This is a genomic window from Weissella koreensis KCTC 3621 (genome assembly GCF_000277645.1).
Window position 1 is genome coordinate 222,107 of sequence record NZ_AKGG01000016.1, and the last position, 13,383, is coordinate 235,489.

Annotated in this window: 16 protein-coding genes and 1 other annotated feature; of the genes, 2 read left to right on the forward strand and 14 right to left on the reverse strand. The window is 37.1% G+C overall.

Annotated features, from left to right (window positions below; genetic code table 11):
- Positions 1–3: 3 nt before the first annotated feature.
- Positions 4–1,524 carry an ABC transporter permease/substrate-binding protein gene (locus tag JC2156_RS07645; protein WP_006846060.1) on the reverse strand — a complete coding sequence of 507 codons (1,521 nt, stop codon included), beginning with the start codon at positions 1,522–1,524 and terminating at the stop codon, positions 4–6.
- Positions 1,525–1,640: 116 nt separating this feature from the next.
- Here JC2156_RS07645 and JC2156_RS07650 point away from each other — a divergent pair, with 116 nt between their 5' ends.
- On the forward strand, positions 1,641–2,057 hold the full coding sequence (locus tag JC2156_RS07650) for an Lrp/AsnC family transcriptional regulator (RefSeq protein WP_038241308.1): 417 nt from the start codon (positions 1,641–1,643) through the stop codon (positions 2,055–2,057).
- A 26-nt stretch (positions 2,058–2,083) separates the two neighbouring features.
- Positions 2,084–3,043: a zinc-binding dehydrogenase gene (locus JC2156_RS07655; RefSeq protein WP_006846062.1), complete on the forward strand. Its 960-nt coding sequence runs from the start codon at positions 2,084–2,086 to the stop codon at positions 3,041–3,043.
- A 164-nt stretch (positions 3,044–3,207) separates the two neighbouring features.
- Here the strand turns inward: JC2156_RS07655 and rplL are convergent, their stop codons facing one another.
- The 13 genes from rplL to JC2156_RS07715 form a co-directional block, all read right to left on the reverse strand.
- Positions 3,208–3,573, reverse strand: a complete 366-nt coding sequence (gene rplL / locus JC2156_RS07660; protein ID WP_006846063.1) for a 50S ribosomal protein L7/L12 — start codon at positions 3,571–3,573, stop codon at positions 3,208–3,210.
- A 99-nt stretch (positions 3,574–3,672) separates the two neighbouring features.
- The gene (gene rplJ / locus JC2156_RS07665) at positions 3,673–4,176 is read right to left on the reverse strand and encodes a 50S ribosomal protein L10 (protein ID WP_006846064.1); all 504 of its coding nucleotides are present in this window, start codon (positions 4,174–4,176) and stop codon (positions 3,673–3,675) included.
- 29 nt (positions 4,177–4,205) lie between these two features.
- Positions 4,206–4,336: a sequence feature (ribosomal protein L10 leader region), on the reverse strand.
- Between the two features lie 57 nt (positions 4,337–4,393).
- Complete coding sequence (gene rplA, locus JC2156_RS07670; RefSeq protein ID WP_006846065.1) at positions 4,394–5,086, reverse strand: 50S ribosomal protein L1; 693 nt, start codon at positions 5,084–5,086, stop codon at positions 4,394–4,396.
- A 121-nt stretch (positions 5,087–5,207) separates the two neighbouring features.
- Positions 5,208–5,633 carry a 50S ribosomal protein L11 gene (gene rplK / locus JC2156_RS07675; protein ID WP_006846066.1) on the reverse strand — a complete coding sequence of 142 codons (426 nt, stop codon included), beginning with the start codon at positions 5,631–5,633 and terminating at the stop codon, positions 5,208–5,210.
- Between the two features lie 313 nt (positions 5,634–5,946).
- A complete protein-coding gene (gene nusG, locus JC2156_RS07680; RefSeq protein ID WP_006846067.1) occupies positions 5,947–6,564 on the reverse strand; it encodes a transcription termination/antitermination protein NusG in 618 nt (205 codons plus the stop codon).
- A gap of 90 nt (positions 6,565–6,654) precedes the next feature.
- Positions 6,655–6,825, reverse strand: coding sequence for a preprotein translocase subunit SecE (gene secE, locus JC2156_RS07685; protein ID WP_006846068.1), 171 nt, complete (start codon positions 6,823–6,825; stop codon positions 6,655–6,657).
- A 38-nt stretch (positions 6,826–6,863) separates the two neighbouring features.
- Positions 6,864–7,013, reverse strand: a complete 150-nt coding sequence (gene rpmG / locus JC2156_RS08785; RefSeq protein WP_006846069.1) for a 50S ribosomal protein L33 — start codon at positions 7,011–7,013, stop codon at positions 6,864–6,866.
- Between the two features lie 166 nt (positions 7,014–7,179).
- Positions 7,180–7,722: an RNA polymerase sigma factor gene (locus JC2156_RS07690; protein ID WP_006846070.1), complete on the reverse strand. Its 543-nt coding sequence runs from the start codon at positions 7,720–7,722 to the stop codon at positions 7,180–7,182.
- Positions 7,723–8,013: 291 nt separating this feature from the next.
- The gene (gene rlmB, locus JC2156_RS07695) at positions 8,014–8,769 is read right to left on the reverse strand and encodes a 23S rRNA (guanosine(2251)-2'-O)-methyltransferase RlmB (protein WP_169312238.1); all 756 of its coding nucleotides are present in this window, start codon (positions 8,767–8,769) and stop codon (positions 8,014–8,016) included.
- A gap of 88 nt (positions 8,770–8,857) precedes the next feature.
- A complete protein-coding gene (locus tag JC2156_RS07700) occupies positions 8,858–9,283 on the reverse strand; it encodes a Mini-ribonuclease 3 (protein WP_006846072.1) in 426 nt (141 codons plus the stop codon).
- A 129-nt stretch (positions 9,284–9,412) separates the two neighbouring features.
- Positions 9,413–10,828 carry a cysteine--tRNA ligase gene (cysS, locus tag JC2156_RS07705; protein ID WP_006846073.1) on the reverse strand — a complete coding sequence of 472 codons (1,416 nt, stop codon included), beginning with the start codon at positions 10,826–10,828 and terminating at the stop codon, positions 9,413–9,415.
- A gap of 42 nt (positions 10,829–10,870) precedes the next feature.
- Positions 10,871–11,695 carry an ammonia-dependent NAD(+) synthetase gene (gene nadE, locus JC2156_RS07710; RefSeq protein WP_006846074.1) on the reverse strand — a complete coding sequence of 275 codons (825 nt, stop codon included), beginning with the start codon at positions 11,693–11,695 and terminating at the stop codon, positions 10,871–10,873.
- 44 nt (positions 11,696–11,739) lie between these two features.
- Positions 11,740–13,233 (reverse strand): nicotinate phosphoribosyltransferase, encoded by a 1,494-nt coding sequence (locus JC2156_RS07715; RefSeq protein ID WP_006846075.1) that lies wholly within the window; start codon positions 13,231–13,233, stop codon positions 11,740–11,742.
- Between the last annotated feature and the right edge of the window lie 150 nt (positions 13,234–13,383).

The window sequence follows — 13,383 nt, forward strand, 5'->3', positions numbered from 1 at the left end:
ATGTCACTCCTTTATCAAGTCATGCTGAACCAAATACTGATGTGCCACAGATGCAGCCGGCTCTTTCTTTACATTCACCGCATAGTTCATTTCTTGCATATCTTGATTCGATATTTTCCCAGCTAATTTATTCAAAGCCTTGACTACTTTAGGATGTTGATTAGCAAATTTTGTCTTCATCAAAGGGGCTCCTTGATAAGCCGGAAAGAAATTTTTATCATCTTTTAAAAGTGCTAAGTTATACTCCTTAAGTTCACTGTCAGTTGCGTAAGCATCCACCAAATTAATTCGTCCATCGTTTATCGCCTCATACCGTAACGCTGGCTCCATAGACTTAGCTGATACCTTAAAGCCATAAGCCTTTTGTAGTCCCCGCATTCCATCATCACGATCGATAAATTCTAATGTCATTCCGGGTTTTAGTAAACCATTGATTTTAGCTAAATCACTAATATTATTTAAGTTATTTTCTTTTTTAAATTTTTCAGTTACAGCTAATGCATAAGTATTGTTATATTGCATTGGCTTAAGATAAGTCAACTTATCTTCTTTACTTAACATATTTTTCGCCAAATCATAAGTTTCTTGAGCCGTTTGATGTTTCGCCACTTTTCCTTTAACTAATGTTTCCAATACTGATCCACTAAATTCTGGATAGATATCAATCTGATCATTTTGTAATGCACTAAATAAGAAAGTGGTCTTCCCAAAGTTGGGTTTTAATTGGACATTCGCATGTTCATCATTGTCTTCGATTAATTCCTTATACATATTAATTAATATTTCCGGTTCTGAGCCAAGTTTCCCAGCAATTGTAATATTTTCGATGCGATTATAGTAAGTAGTATAAACACTTCCACTACCAATCAGCAAGAGCAGACTTAAAAAGGCAAGTATTGCATGAATTGGTTTAATAGACTGAAACCACCTGACCACTAAACTTAAAGTAACCGCTAAAATGGCCGACGAAACCGCCCCAATAATCAATAGCGAAGTATCATTTCTATCAATCCCTAACATAATGAAAGTACCCAACCCACCAGCACCAATCAAGGCAGCTAACGTAGCAGTTCCTATAATTAAAACTAGAGCCGTTCTAATCCCCGAAATTATTTGGGGCATTGCAATCGGTAATTCAACTTTAAATAATTTACGTGCTGATGACATTCCAAATGCATCAGCTGCCTCCTCAATTGATGGATCAATTTCTGATATACCTAAATATGTGTTTTGAAAAATAGGCAATAAAGCATAAACAACGAGCGCTATGATCGCAGGCAACGTTCCAATTCCAACAAATGGAATTAATAATCCCAACAATGCCAACGATGGAATTGTTTGTAAAATACTAGTTAGTTGTAAAAAAAATTCTGAAAAACGTCGATGTCTGACAACCCAAATAGCTAATGGAATTGCTATTAACATAGCAATCACGAGCGCTATAATTGAAATCTGTACGTGTTGCCATAACGCCAATAATAAATCTGTCTTTCGTTCAATAATGACTTGTATTAATTTTTGCATTTTATTCCCCTAATTGATTTAAGCAATATATGAAACTATACTCGTTATATATTTAAATGTTAATATTAATTTGAAGGTATTTTGCCTTTTAACTTTAAAAAAGAAGGATATAAATTTTGCTTGATTCAACAGATCTAAATATTCTAAAAGAACTGAATAAAAATAGTCGTATAAAAACAAGTCATCTAGCGCAAAAAATACACCTAACTCCACCCGCCGTTAGCGAAAGAATTAGGAAACTTGAAGAAACTGGGGTTATTGAACGTTACCGAATCGAAGTTAATTTAGAGAAAATGGGATTTTCTCGACAGATATTTATTGAAGTTACTATGGATACCCCCAATTCCGATATGTATCTTCAGCTTATTCATAGATATAGAAATTCTATATTGCATCATTATAAAATAACCGGAGACAGTAATTATTTAATTGAAGGTGCTTTTTACACAAAAGTTGACTTAAACAAATTCTTAAATGAGCTAGATCGCTTAGCTACATATAGAATTTCTGACGTCATTGACGAATTAATATAAAATAATCAATAAGGTGGTCTTAAAACATGAAAGCAATTGTCGTTAATCAACCAGGTGGTCCTGAAAATTTATTCTATCAAGACGTTCCTAAGCCCAAAACAGTTCCTGGATGGTCTTTAATTAAAATCAAAGGATTCGGTATTAACCATTCTGAAATTTTTACTCGTGAGGGAAAATCCCCTTCAGTTAATTTTCCAAGAATATTAGGAATTGAATGTGTGGGGGTTATTGAAGAAACAACTGATCCGAATAGATTACCTAACCAACAAAAGGTCATTTCGATTATGGGGGAAATGGGGCGTGCCTTTGACGGAAGCTATGCCGAATACGTCCTTGTTCCAAATGAACAAATTTATCCGGTTAATACTGAACTGGCATGGGGTGAATTAGCTGCAATTCCAGAAACATATTATACAGCCTATGGTTCAATGTTAAATCTTAACATTACTGAGTCTGACGAATTACTCGTTAGAGGGGCCACCAGTGGTGTTGGAATCGCATTTTTAAATCTAATAAAAAGTAAATATCCTTCCATTAAAGTTACTGGGACTACTCGGAACCTCGATAAAAGCGCAAATTTAAAAAAAGTTGGCTTTGATCATATCATTGAAGAAAAAAATGGTGTAATTCAAGGAGACAATTCCTTTGACAAAATTCTCGAATTAATTGGCCCTGCAACTATTAAAGATAGTTTTAATCACTTAAATGAAAAAGGAATCGTATGTAGCACTGGCCAGTTAGGTGGACAATGGGATCTTAATAATTTTGATCCCATTATGGACATTCATCAAAACAGCTATCTAACAAGCTTTTATTCGAACAATGTGGATGAACATAAATTAAATGATCTTTTGAATTACATTACTAGAAACAAAGTAAATGTTAAACCGGAAAAAATTTTTAATTTAAGCGATCTTTCTAAAGCACACAGTTACCTCCAAAGTAGCCAAAGCTTTGGTAAAGTCATTGTCTTAACTGAGCAATAAATATATAACAATCAATCTAGCTAAAGGAAGATTAATACTCACAAATAAATATTCATATATGCAAAATTAAATCAAAATCAGGACAAAAAAACCGTTATACAAGCATAAATGCCTATATAACGGTTTTTAATTTACCTTTTGAAAGGTATTAAGCCTAAATGAAATTACTTAACAGTAACTTCGGCTCCAGTTTCTTCCAACTTAGCCTTTAATTCGTTAGCTTCGTCTTCTGAAACAGCTTCCTTGATAACTGAAGGTACGTTGTCAACAAGTCCCTTAGCATCCTTCAATCCCAAACCAGTAACTTCGCGGACAGCCTTGATTACTTGAACCTTAGCGTTACCTGCTGAAACCAATTCAACATTAAATTCAGTTTGTGCAGCAGCTTCGCCACCAGCAACACCAGCAGCTGCAACAGGGGCAGCAGCTGAAACACCAAATTCTTCTTCGATAGCTGAAACCAAGTCAGCCAAGTCCATGATCGTTGCTTCCTTCAATGAAGCGATGATTGAATCCTTATCAAAAGCCATGATAATAATCTCCTTTAATTTTAGCCATATTGGCATAATTTATTAGTAAGTAATATAACTTTATGGTTAAATTTACATTTAGCAAAAAGTTTAAAAGCTTTATGCTTCTGCTTCTGCCTTCGCGTCTGACACAGCCTTAACGGCATAAGCGACGTTACGAACAGGTGCTTGCAATGTTGACAACAACATTGAAAGCAATCCATCGCGGTCTGGCAAAGCGGCATACTTGTTAATGTCTTCGACACTAGCAATGTTTCCGTCAACCACACCACCCTTGATTTCAAGGGCTTCGATTTCATCAGCATACTTCTTCAAAATCCGGGCTGGAGCAATTGCATCTTCGTTTGAAAATGCAACGGCTGAAGGTCCGGCAAACAAGTCATTCAAGGCTGACAAGTCAGCAGCTTCGGCGGCACGCGTCAAAACTTTGTTCTTGATAACCTTCAACTCAACGCCTTCCTCACGTAATGACTTACGTAAGTTGTTAGATTGCTCAACAGTCAATCCACGGACGTCAACTACAACAGAAGTAGTTGCATCTTTAAACTTTGATGCAATTTCTTCTACTTTTTGTGCTTTAACAGCAATAGTTGCTTCACTCATGGTATTTGATTCCTCCTATATTAGATTTGATCCTAACTAAGAAACCCCCAACACCATAGTGCCGGGGGTTCCAATTTGCTTTCGCTCATTTTCACTTCCTCGGCAGGATATATTAAGGCCAAAAGGCCTCCGGCGTCTTAGGTAGAATCTATTTAATTCATTAGACAATATACCAGAAATATCCGGGAAATGTCAATAAACGTCTACAACTTTTTTATTACAATGATGTAATATCTAAGTTAATAGCAGGTCCAAATGTAGAAGCAATTGATACATGTTGTACATATGTTCCCTTAACAGCAGATGGGCGAGCCTTGATAACAACGTCAGAAATTGACTTGATATTTCCAGCAAGCTTGTCAGCATCAAATGAAACCTTACCAACAGGAACAGCAACGTTTCCGTCACGATCAGTACGGTAAGTAACCTTACCAGACTTAGACTCTTCAACGGCCTTAGCCACATCAAAAGTAACTGTTCCAGTCTTAGGGTTAGGCATCAATCCCTTAGGTCCAAGCACACGTCCAACACGTCCAACTTGAGCCATCATATCAGGAGTAGCGATGGCAACATCAAAGTCCAACCATCCATCAGCGATACGCTTAACTAAGTCAGCACCACCGACAACATCGGCTCCAGCTGCTTCAGCTTCTTTTGCCTTATCTCCTTGAGCGAAGACAACAACTGTTTGGTCCTTACCAGTTCCGTTAGGCAAAACTACAGCCCCACGCAATTGTTGGTCAGCTTGACGTGTATCCACGTTCAAGTTGAATGAGATTTCAACAGTTGAATCAAACTTGGCGAAGTCAATTTCCTTCACCAATGCAGCAGCTTCATCCAAGTTGTATAACTTTTCAGCTTCAACTTTTTCTGCGGCTGCTAAATACTTTTTTCCATACTTCTTAGCCATGGTAGCTATTCCTCCTTGCAAATGCGGTCAAACGGTCGTCTAAGACCTCCCGCTTGATCATGCTTAGTTTCCTAATGCGATCCGTCTGAAACGGCAATAGTAATTCTTGTGAGATAAAAAATTATCCTTCAACAACGAATCCCATTGAACGTGCAGTACCTTCGATCATGCGAACAGCTGCATCAACGTCAGCCGCGTTTAGATCTTGCATCTTAGTCTCAGCGATTTCTTTGACTTGCGCCGCAGTAACCGTTGCTACCTTCTTGGTGTTAGGTTCTCCTGAACCCTTTTCAACACCAGCAGCCTTCTTCAAAAGAACGGCAGCAGGTGGTGTCTTAGTTACGAATGTAAATGAACGATCTTCATACACTGTAATAACAACAGGAATCAAAAGACCCCCTTGATCCGCTGTACGAGCATTAAACTCTTTGGCGAACCCCATGATGTTAACACCAGCTTGTCCCAATGCAGGACCAACTGGAGGAGCAGGTGTAGCCTTACCGGCTGGAATCTGCAACTTAACAATACTTGAAACTTTCTTAGCCACGATTGTATCCTCCTTCGTGCTTGTGGTATAAAATGGCGAGTTTCGATTTCCGCCTCCCACATATACATGTCACCACGCATACAATGAGTATAATAACAAATAATCTAGATAAAAACAAGAACATCTCTATTTGTTTCTACTATAAAATAAAAAATGTTCTTTAATTACTACGCCATTCCTTCATTTAATTAAATGCATCAAGTTTATTTAATATAACCTATTATTGATGATATTTATTGTTAAATCTTAAAAAAATAATATTAAAAAGCTGAGATCCAAAGGGTCTCAGCTTCAATTTTAAATATATTCTATACTAATATTTAACAGGTTCAACGTCCGCAAATGAAACTTGAGTGGGTGTTTCGCGTCCAAAGAAAGTTACCAAAACCGTAACTTCAGCTTTGTCTTCATCAATTTCAGTGATTGGTCCCTCTTGATCAGCCATTGGTCCGGCGATAATCTTAACGTAATCACCAACAACAGCATCCAACTTTAACTTGTCATGTGATACTTCTTCTTCAGCATCTATTTCTAATGGATTTCCATTTTCATCATAACGATGCAAGAAAGTTGCAGCTTCATCCGCTGTCAAAGAAACAGGTTTAGCACCTCCACCACGTGAACCTAAGAATCCAGTAACGTTTGGTGTATTTCGCACGACATACCAAGCTTCATTGGTCATGACCATCTTCACCAAAACATAACCAGGATATTCATTTTCCATATGGGTCTTAATTTCCCCATCAGCGTCACGAACAGGCATTCCGTCTTTATCACGATCTACCACTTCTTGTTCTGGTACAATCACGCGATAAATGAAATCGGTCATATTCATTGTTTCAATACGAGATTCCAAACTAGATTTAACTTTATTTTCATACCCTGAATACGTCTGTAAGACATACCATTCCGCTTCAACTGATTCAACCATTAGAGCCTCCATTTTTTCCAAATTAAAAACCCCCTTCATCAGAGGGCCGTTCTATATCTCAATTAGTAACTTAATTATAAGCTGTTTTAATTACTTGGACAAGAGCAAAATTCCTTGTTCTAAGAGCCAGTCAACGCCACCAAAAAATAGGGCGAAGAAAATCGATGTACCCAACACAATTCCCGTATCCCGCATATTTTCACTAAACGTTGGCCATGTCACACGGCGCATTTCTGATGCAACTGATCCTAAAAACTTCATTTTACCAATCTCCTTATCCAAATAATTTAAAACGAAACTTACATTGTTTCACGATGCAAAGTATGATGTCCACAAAATGGGCAATACTTTTTTACTTCAAGGCGTTCCATGCGTTCTGGCTTTTTAGTAACCATATAATTACGTGAAGCGCAGACGCTACATGCTAAAGCAACTTTTTTAACTCCCATGTCGTTTCCTCACTTATTCAATAGTGCAATTATTATAACATACTTATTTGATCCGATACTAACTATAAGTCACTAACAATTAAATATGGTCCTATACTATTAAACGATTTGTATTTAAATAATGAATATACCCTATTAAATTACCAAAATTATAAACATACAATAATCATTCAATCCCTTTGATCTTCTTGCGAATACGCATTAAATTTGTGCGAACTTGATTAATAGTTTGGTTCAACATTAGCGCGATTTCAGAGCCTTTATAACCTTCAACTGAAAGTTTCAGAATTTGTTGTTGAATCGGATTTAATTTAGCAGTGGTCCATTTACTATTTAATAAATTTTCCAATATTTGAAGATACTGTTCCCGACCTAATGGTAAAATTTCCTCAACTGTTTGATTTTCTAACTGAACGATAATAGTGTTTTGATTTTGAGCCTTCGTCTTCAAACGGTAAATACGACGCCAACATGCCGTTTGAAAATACTTTGTAAACGCTCGATAATCTCCTGGCGCTAAAGCTCGAGCTGTTTTTATCAACAAAATACTAACTTCCTGACGCCAATCAGCTTCCGTTAATTCAGCTGGTCGTTGCCGAAATTGTTTCCAAATTAAGGGTCGATATAGCTGATACAATTCTAAAAAGACCGTACCATCATTAGCTTTCAATCGGTTATATTGTTCAAAAGTTATCCCTAGTTGATTCATTTAATACACCTCCACCCTCAGTATGCCAAAAACTTTGTCAGATGGGGAATAAATGTTGCCCTGCTTCACTTCTTAATCGTAAATGTTGTTACCTAAAATTTATTATATGTAAAATCAGCAAATATAATATTAGTTTTAACCATCAAATTGACCTATTAAACCCATAATAATCTCTCATAAAATCCTAAATAATCTAAATAATTTAAAATAACCCAATACGTGTCATAAAACTTTTTTAGCCATTAAAAAAATCGTCACCTCATTGATGACGATTTACATAATTCAATATTTTTACAATGGATGACGTGAATTGAAGCCACCATATATTAACAAACTAGCAGCAACTGAAGCATTCAATGATTGCACATGTCCAACCATTGGAATGGTCAACATTTCGTCAACAGACTTCTTCAAAAGTTGGGCAATACCCTTACCTTCATTCCCAATAATCAAAGCAACCGCTCCTCGGGCATCCCATTGCCGATAATCAGTACCATTCATATCAGTTCCAAAAATCCACAAGCCACGTTCCTTCAATTGTTCCACTGTTTGAACCAAATTAGTTACTCTGGCCACGGGGACATGTTCAATTGCTCCGGTTGAAGTTTTAGCCACCGTAGCCGTTAATTGAACTGCACGGCGCTTCGGAATAATTACTCCATGAACCCCAGCTGCATCAGCTGTTCGCAAGATCGATCCTAAATTATGTGGATCTTCAATTGAATCTAAGATTAAGAAGAAAGGTTGTTCCCCTGCTTCTTCCGCTTTTTTAAACAAGTCATCAATCGTTGCATAGGTGTATGCTGCAATCGATAACACAATCCCTTGGTGATTTTGTCCGTCTACTAATTCATCTAATTTTGATTTAGGGGCATCTTGAATAACTAAGCCTCGTTTTTTGGCTAAGGCAATAATTTCTTGATGTAAAGTATCAGCCAATCCAGTTTGTAACCATACTTTGTTGATCTCAGTCGTTCCCTTTAGCGCTTCAACTGATGCATGATGGCCATATACAAATTCTATCGTGTCATCAATCGGCACACTCATATTTTCTTGATTTTGCCTAGACTTATTTTTAAAATTACGGTCTTTATTATCTGACGCTTTAAAATTATTTTTACGTGGCTTTGCTTGTTTATTTCTTGCTTCCATAATATCTGGTCCGTCCGCTTTCTACTTGATTAATGACCCATGTAACTACTTCATCGAGCCGTTCAAATTGTTGACTTGCATGTAAATAACCGATCAAAGCCTCAAACCCAGTTGAAATACGATATGTAACTACATCGGTATTCTTAGCTTTTGTGTGGGAATTAGCATTTCGACCACGTTTAAAAAACGTTAATTCAGTTTCTGTCAAATATTCATCAGCCTCCATTAATTCAAATAAAGCTGCATGCGCTTTGGCGGAAACGAAAGCTTTTGCTTGCCTTTGCAAGCGTCCAGGTTTAGTAATACCTTGCGCCAACAAATGTTGCCGGATGTAAGTCTCATAAACGGCATCACCCAAATATGCTAAATCGAGACCATTTAATTGTTGATAATTAATTTTTTCATTCATATTGATATCTTGTCGCCCATTTCTAAATTAAAGCATCATATAATTTCGTCTTTTTAATGTTTCACATGAAACATTTGCGCTTATTCTACTGTTTTTACTTACTCTACATTAAACAGCCTTGAACAGCAACTACTTCCTAGTCCAGCGAACGCCTTGGGGTGTATCTTCTAAGATAATACCTTGCTGCGTTAATTCATCACGAATTTGATCTGCTCGAGCATAGTCCCGATTTTGTCGAGCAATTTCACGATCCTGAATTAAATCATCTATAACTTGATCTAATTCTTCCGTCTTAGCCAAACCATCAACCCCAAAAATCATCATCAATTCACTCATTGTCTTTAAAATAATTTCAATGGTTGACTCTTGTACTTCAGCTTGAGTTCCATAAATATTAGCTAACTCTGCCAAATCAAAAATGGCTGCTAATCCATTTTGAGCATTAAAGTCATCATCCATTGCTAATATAAAGCGGTCAACAATCACTTGGACTTGTTTTTCAATTTCATGATCATTCCCTGCCTGGCTTGTTTCTAAACGAAAAGCCAAATTTTGGTAGGCCGTTTTAATCCGTTGTAAATTACGAGTAGCAAGTTCAATGTTCTTTTGTGAATAGGCAATTGGTCGTCGATATTGAGTAGTTGACATCATAAAACGAAGTACCATCGGATCATCTAGTTCTTCTAATAAATCGTGTACTGTTGTGAAATTACCCATTGACTTAGACATCTTTTCTTCGTCATCCCCAACCGTTACAAATCCGTTATGCAGCCATTGGTTCACAAATTTTTCGCCAGTTTTTGCTTCAGATTGCGCAATTTCATTTGAATGATGCGGAAATGCTAAATCAATTCCCCCACCATGTAAATCAAAATGGTTTCCCAAATATTTAGTCGACATCACTGAGCATTCAATGTGCCATCCAGGTCGACCCATTCCCCAAGGAGACTTCCATGCAATTGACCCATCATCTTCAGCACCCTTCCAAACGGCGAAGTCCATTGGATCTTCTTTACGTTTCATTTCTTCCTCATCTAAACGTCCCGCCGAATTATGTTCCATTTCATTTAAATCTTGATGAGCCAAAATACCATAATCTTTATATTTTTTAGCTCGGAAATAAACATCGCCTTCTGAAACATAGGCATATCCTTTATTAATCAATTCTTGTACGAATTCAATAATTTCGGGAATATTTTCCGTCGCTCTTGGTCGAACCGTAGCAGGCAGAATATTCAAGGCTTTCGTATCAGCTTCATATGCTTCTATGTAGCGATCAGCTAATTCTGGTACTGAAATTCCCTGTTCCTTTGCTGCCTTAATCATCTTATCATCCACATCAGTGAAATTAGAAACATATCTGACTTCATATCCTCGATAAATAAAATAGCGCCGAATTGTATCAAAAGCAATTGCTGAACGCGCATTCCCAATATGAATATAGTTATAAACGGTTGGTCCACAAACATACATACTGACCTTCATTGGTTCAATTGGGGTAAAGGGTTCCTTTTGTAAGGTCATGGTATTAAAAACATTAATCATAACTAATCCACCTCCGCGATGCTAATTTTGTAACTGATTATTCTATTGCCACCATTGTGAGAATACTGTAACAGCGCCTTGTCGCTTATGTTCTGTCCGTGCATACCAGCGTTCAATTGTTTGAGCATCTGATTCGTCAACCATTTGACCTTCCAAATAGTTATCTAAAACTTCATACGTTACTCCAAGTGCTGTTTCATCAGGTAAAGCTGGATGATCTTCTTCCAAATCAGCTGTCGGAACTTTTTCATAAAGCTGTTTAGGCGCCTGTAACCAGGCTAAAATAGCACGTCCTTGACGTTTATTCAAACGATACAAGGGCATGATATCAGCGGCCCCATCGCCAAATTTTGTATAAAAACCAGTAACTGCTTCAGCAGCATGATCTGTTCCAATCACCGCTCCTTGCGTTGCCCCAGCTACTCCATATTGCGCAATCATCCGTTGACGGGCCTTGATGTTACCTTTATTAAAATCAGTGACTGGTAATCCAGCCATAGTTAAGCTTTGAACCGTTGCTTCTGTAGCTTCTTTAATATTACTAATGATTACTTGATCTGCCCCCTGCCACTCAATAGCAACTAAAGCATCATCCTCATCATTTTGAGTCCCATAGGGTAAACGCATAGCGATAAATTGATAATCTGACCGACCCGTTTCAGCTCGTAATTCAGTTACAGCTGTTTCTGCCATATGACCAGCTAAAGTCGAATCTTGACCGCCAGAAATTCCAAGAACATAGCTTTTCAACCCTGTTTTAATTAAATATTTCTTTAATAAATCAACCGAACGGCGATATTCTTCCGCTGGATCAATTTCCGATTGTACACCTAATACTTTAATAATTTCTGCTTGTTGTGCTCGCATTTGATGCCCCCCCATTTTCAACGACTTGATCTTAATCATCTATATTAAAATTGACCATGCTTTTGATCATCATCTTTTTTCAAATTGCTCACATAATCTCGTACATCATTAATCAATTTCATCTTATTATCCCAAGCCTCTTTTGACAAATCAACGGGATATTCTTGTGGATTTAATCCTCGACGATACTCTGACCATAAATGTTCTAAGCGTTGTGCTGAATAAGCTTGAACTGCTTGAACATCAGGTAAATCATATACAACTTTACCATCAACGACCATTGTTTCTAATATCGGACGCGCCGTAAAATCAGTGATCGTTTTATTCAAATAAGTGTATTGAGGGTGGAACATGTATAATTGCTCTTCTTTTTGTGGATTTTCATCCCAAAGGGCGACATAATCACCTTGTGACTTACTATCAGTATTGCGTGTAATTCGCCAAACCTGTTTTTTGCCTGGCGTCGAAATTTTCACGGCACTACCTGAAATTTTAATTGTATCAACCATCTGGCCATTTTCATCTTCAACTGAAACAACTTTATAAACTGCTCCTAAAGCCGGTTGATCAAAGGCTGTAATCAGCTTAGTTCCAACACCCCAAACATCTATTTTAGCTCCTTGTAGCTTAAGTGATGTGATCGTTTCTTCATCTAGATCATTTGAGGCATAAATTTTAGCATCTTCAAATCCAGCTTCATCCAAAAGTTTTCGTACACCCTTTGAAAGATAAGCCATATCTCCAGAATCAATTCGCACACCTAAAAAATTAATCTTATCACCCATTTCTTTAGCCACTCGAATCGCACTTGGTACCCCTGATGCCAATGTGTCATAAGTATCAACTAAGAAGACACAATCACGATGCGTCTCTGCGTAAGCTTTAAAAGCTTCATAGTCATTGCGATAAATTTGAACTAGTGAATGAGCATGTGTTCCGCTGATCGGAATACCAAATAATTTTCCAGCCCGTACATTGGATGTTGCATCAAAGCCACCAATAAAGGCTGCTCGGGTCCCCCACAAAGCAGCATCCATTTCTTGAGCACGTCGGGTTCCGAATTCCAACAAAGGTTGATTGCCAACTACCGAACGAATTCGCGAAGCTTTGGTAGCAATCAAAGTTTGATAATTAATAATATTCAAAAGTGGTGTTTCAATAATTTGCGCGTCAAAAATTGACCCTTCAACTTGTAAAATCGGTTCATTATTAAAAACAACTTCCCCCTCATGTGGAGCGCGAATTGTTGCTTTAAAATGCCATTGCTCTAAATAATCTACAAAATCGTCAGCAAACATTGGCTCTGAACGCATATATTCAATATCACTTTTTGAGAAATGTAAATCTTCAACGAATTCTAAGACATGTTCAAGACCAGCAAAAATAGCATAACCATTTTTAAAAGGTAGGTCCCGAAAATATAATTCAAAAACGGCTTGGCGTTCGTGAATCCCTTCTTGGAAATAGGTTTGCATCATTGTTAGTTGGTAAGCATCTGTGTGAAGCACTAATCCGTCATCGGGAAATTGGGTTTTCATGGTTTTTTCTCCATATTTTTCACAATTCATTTAATTCAATCTTCTAAATTTTATCATATTTTAAAAGAAATCGTTTACTTTGTCCATGTTTTACTAATTCAAAAGCGCAAGGTGTATAATATTAAGAATTGTTTCCATTAATAAGTATAA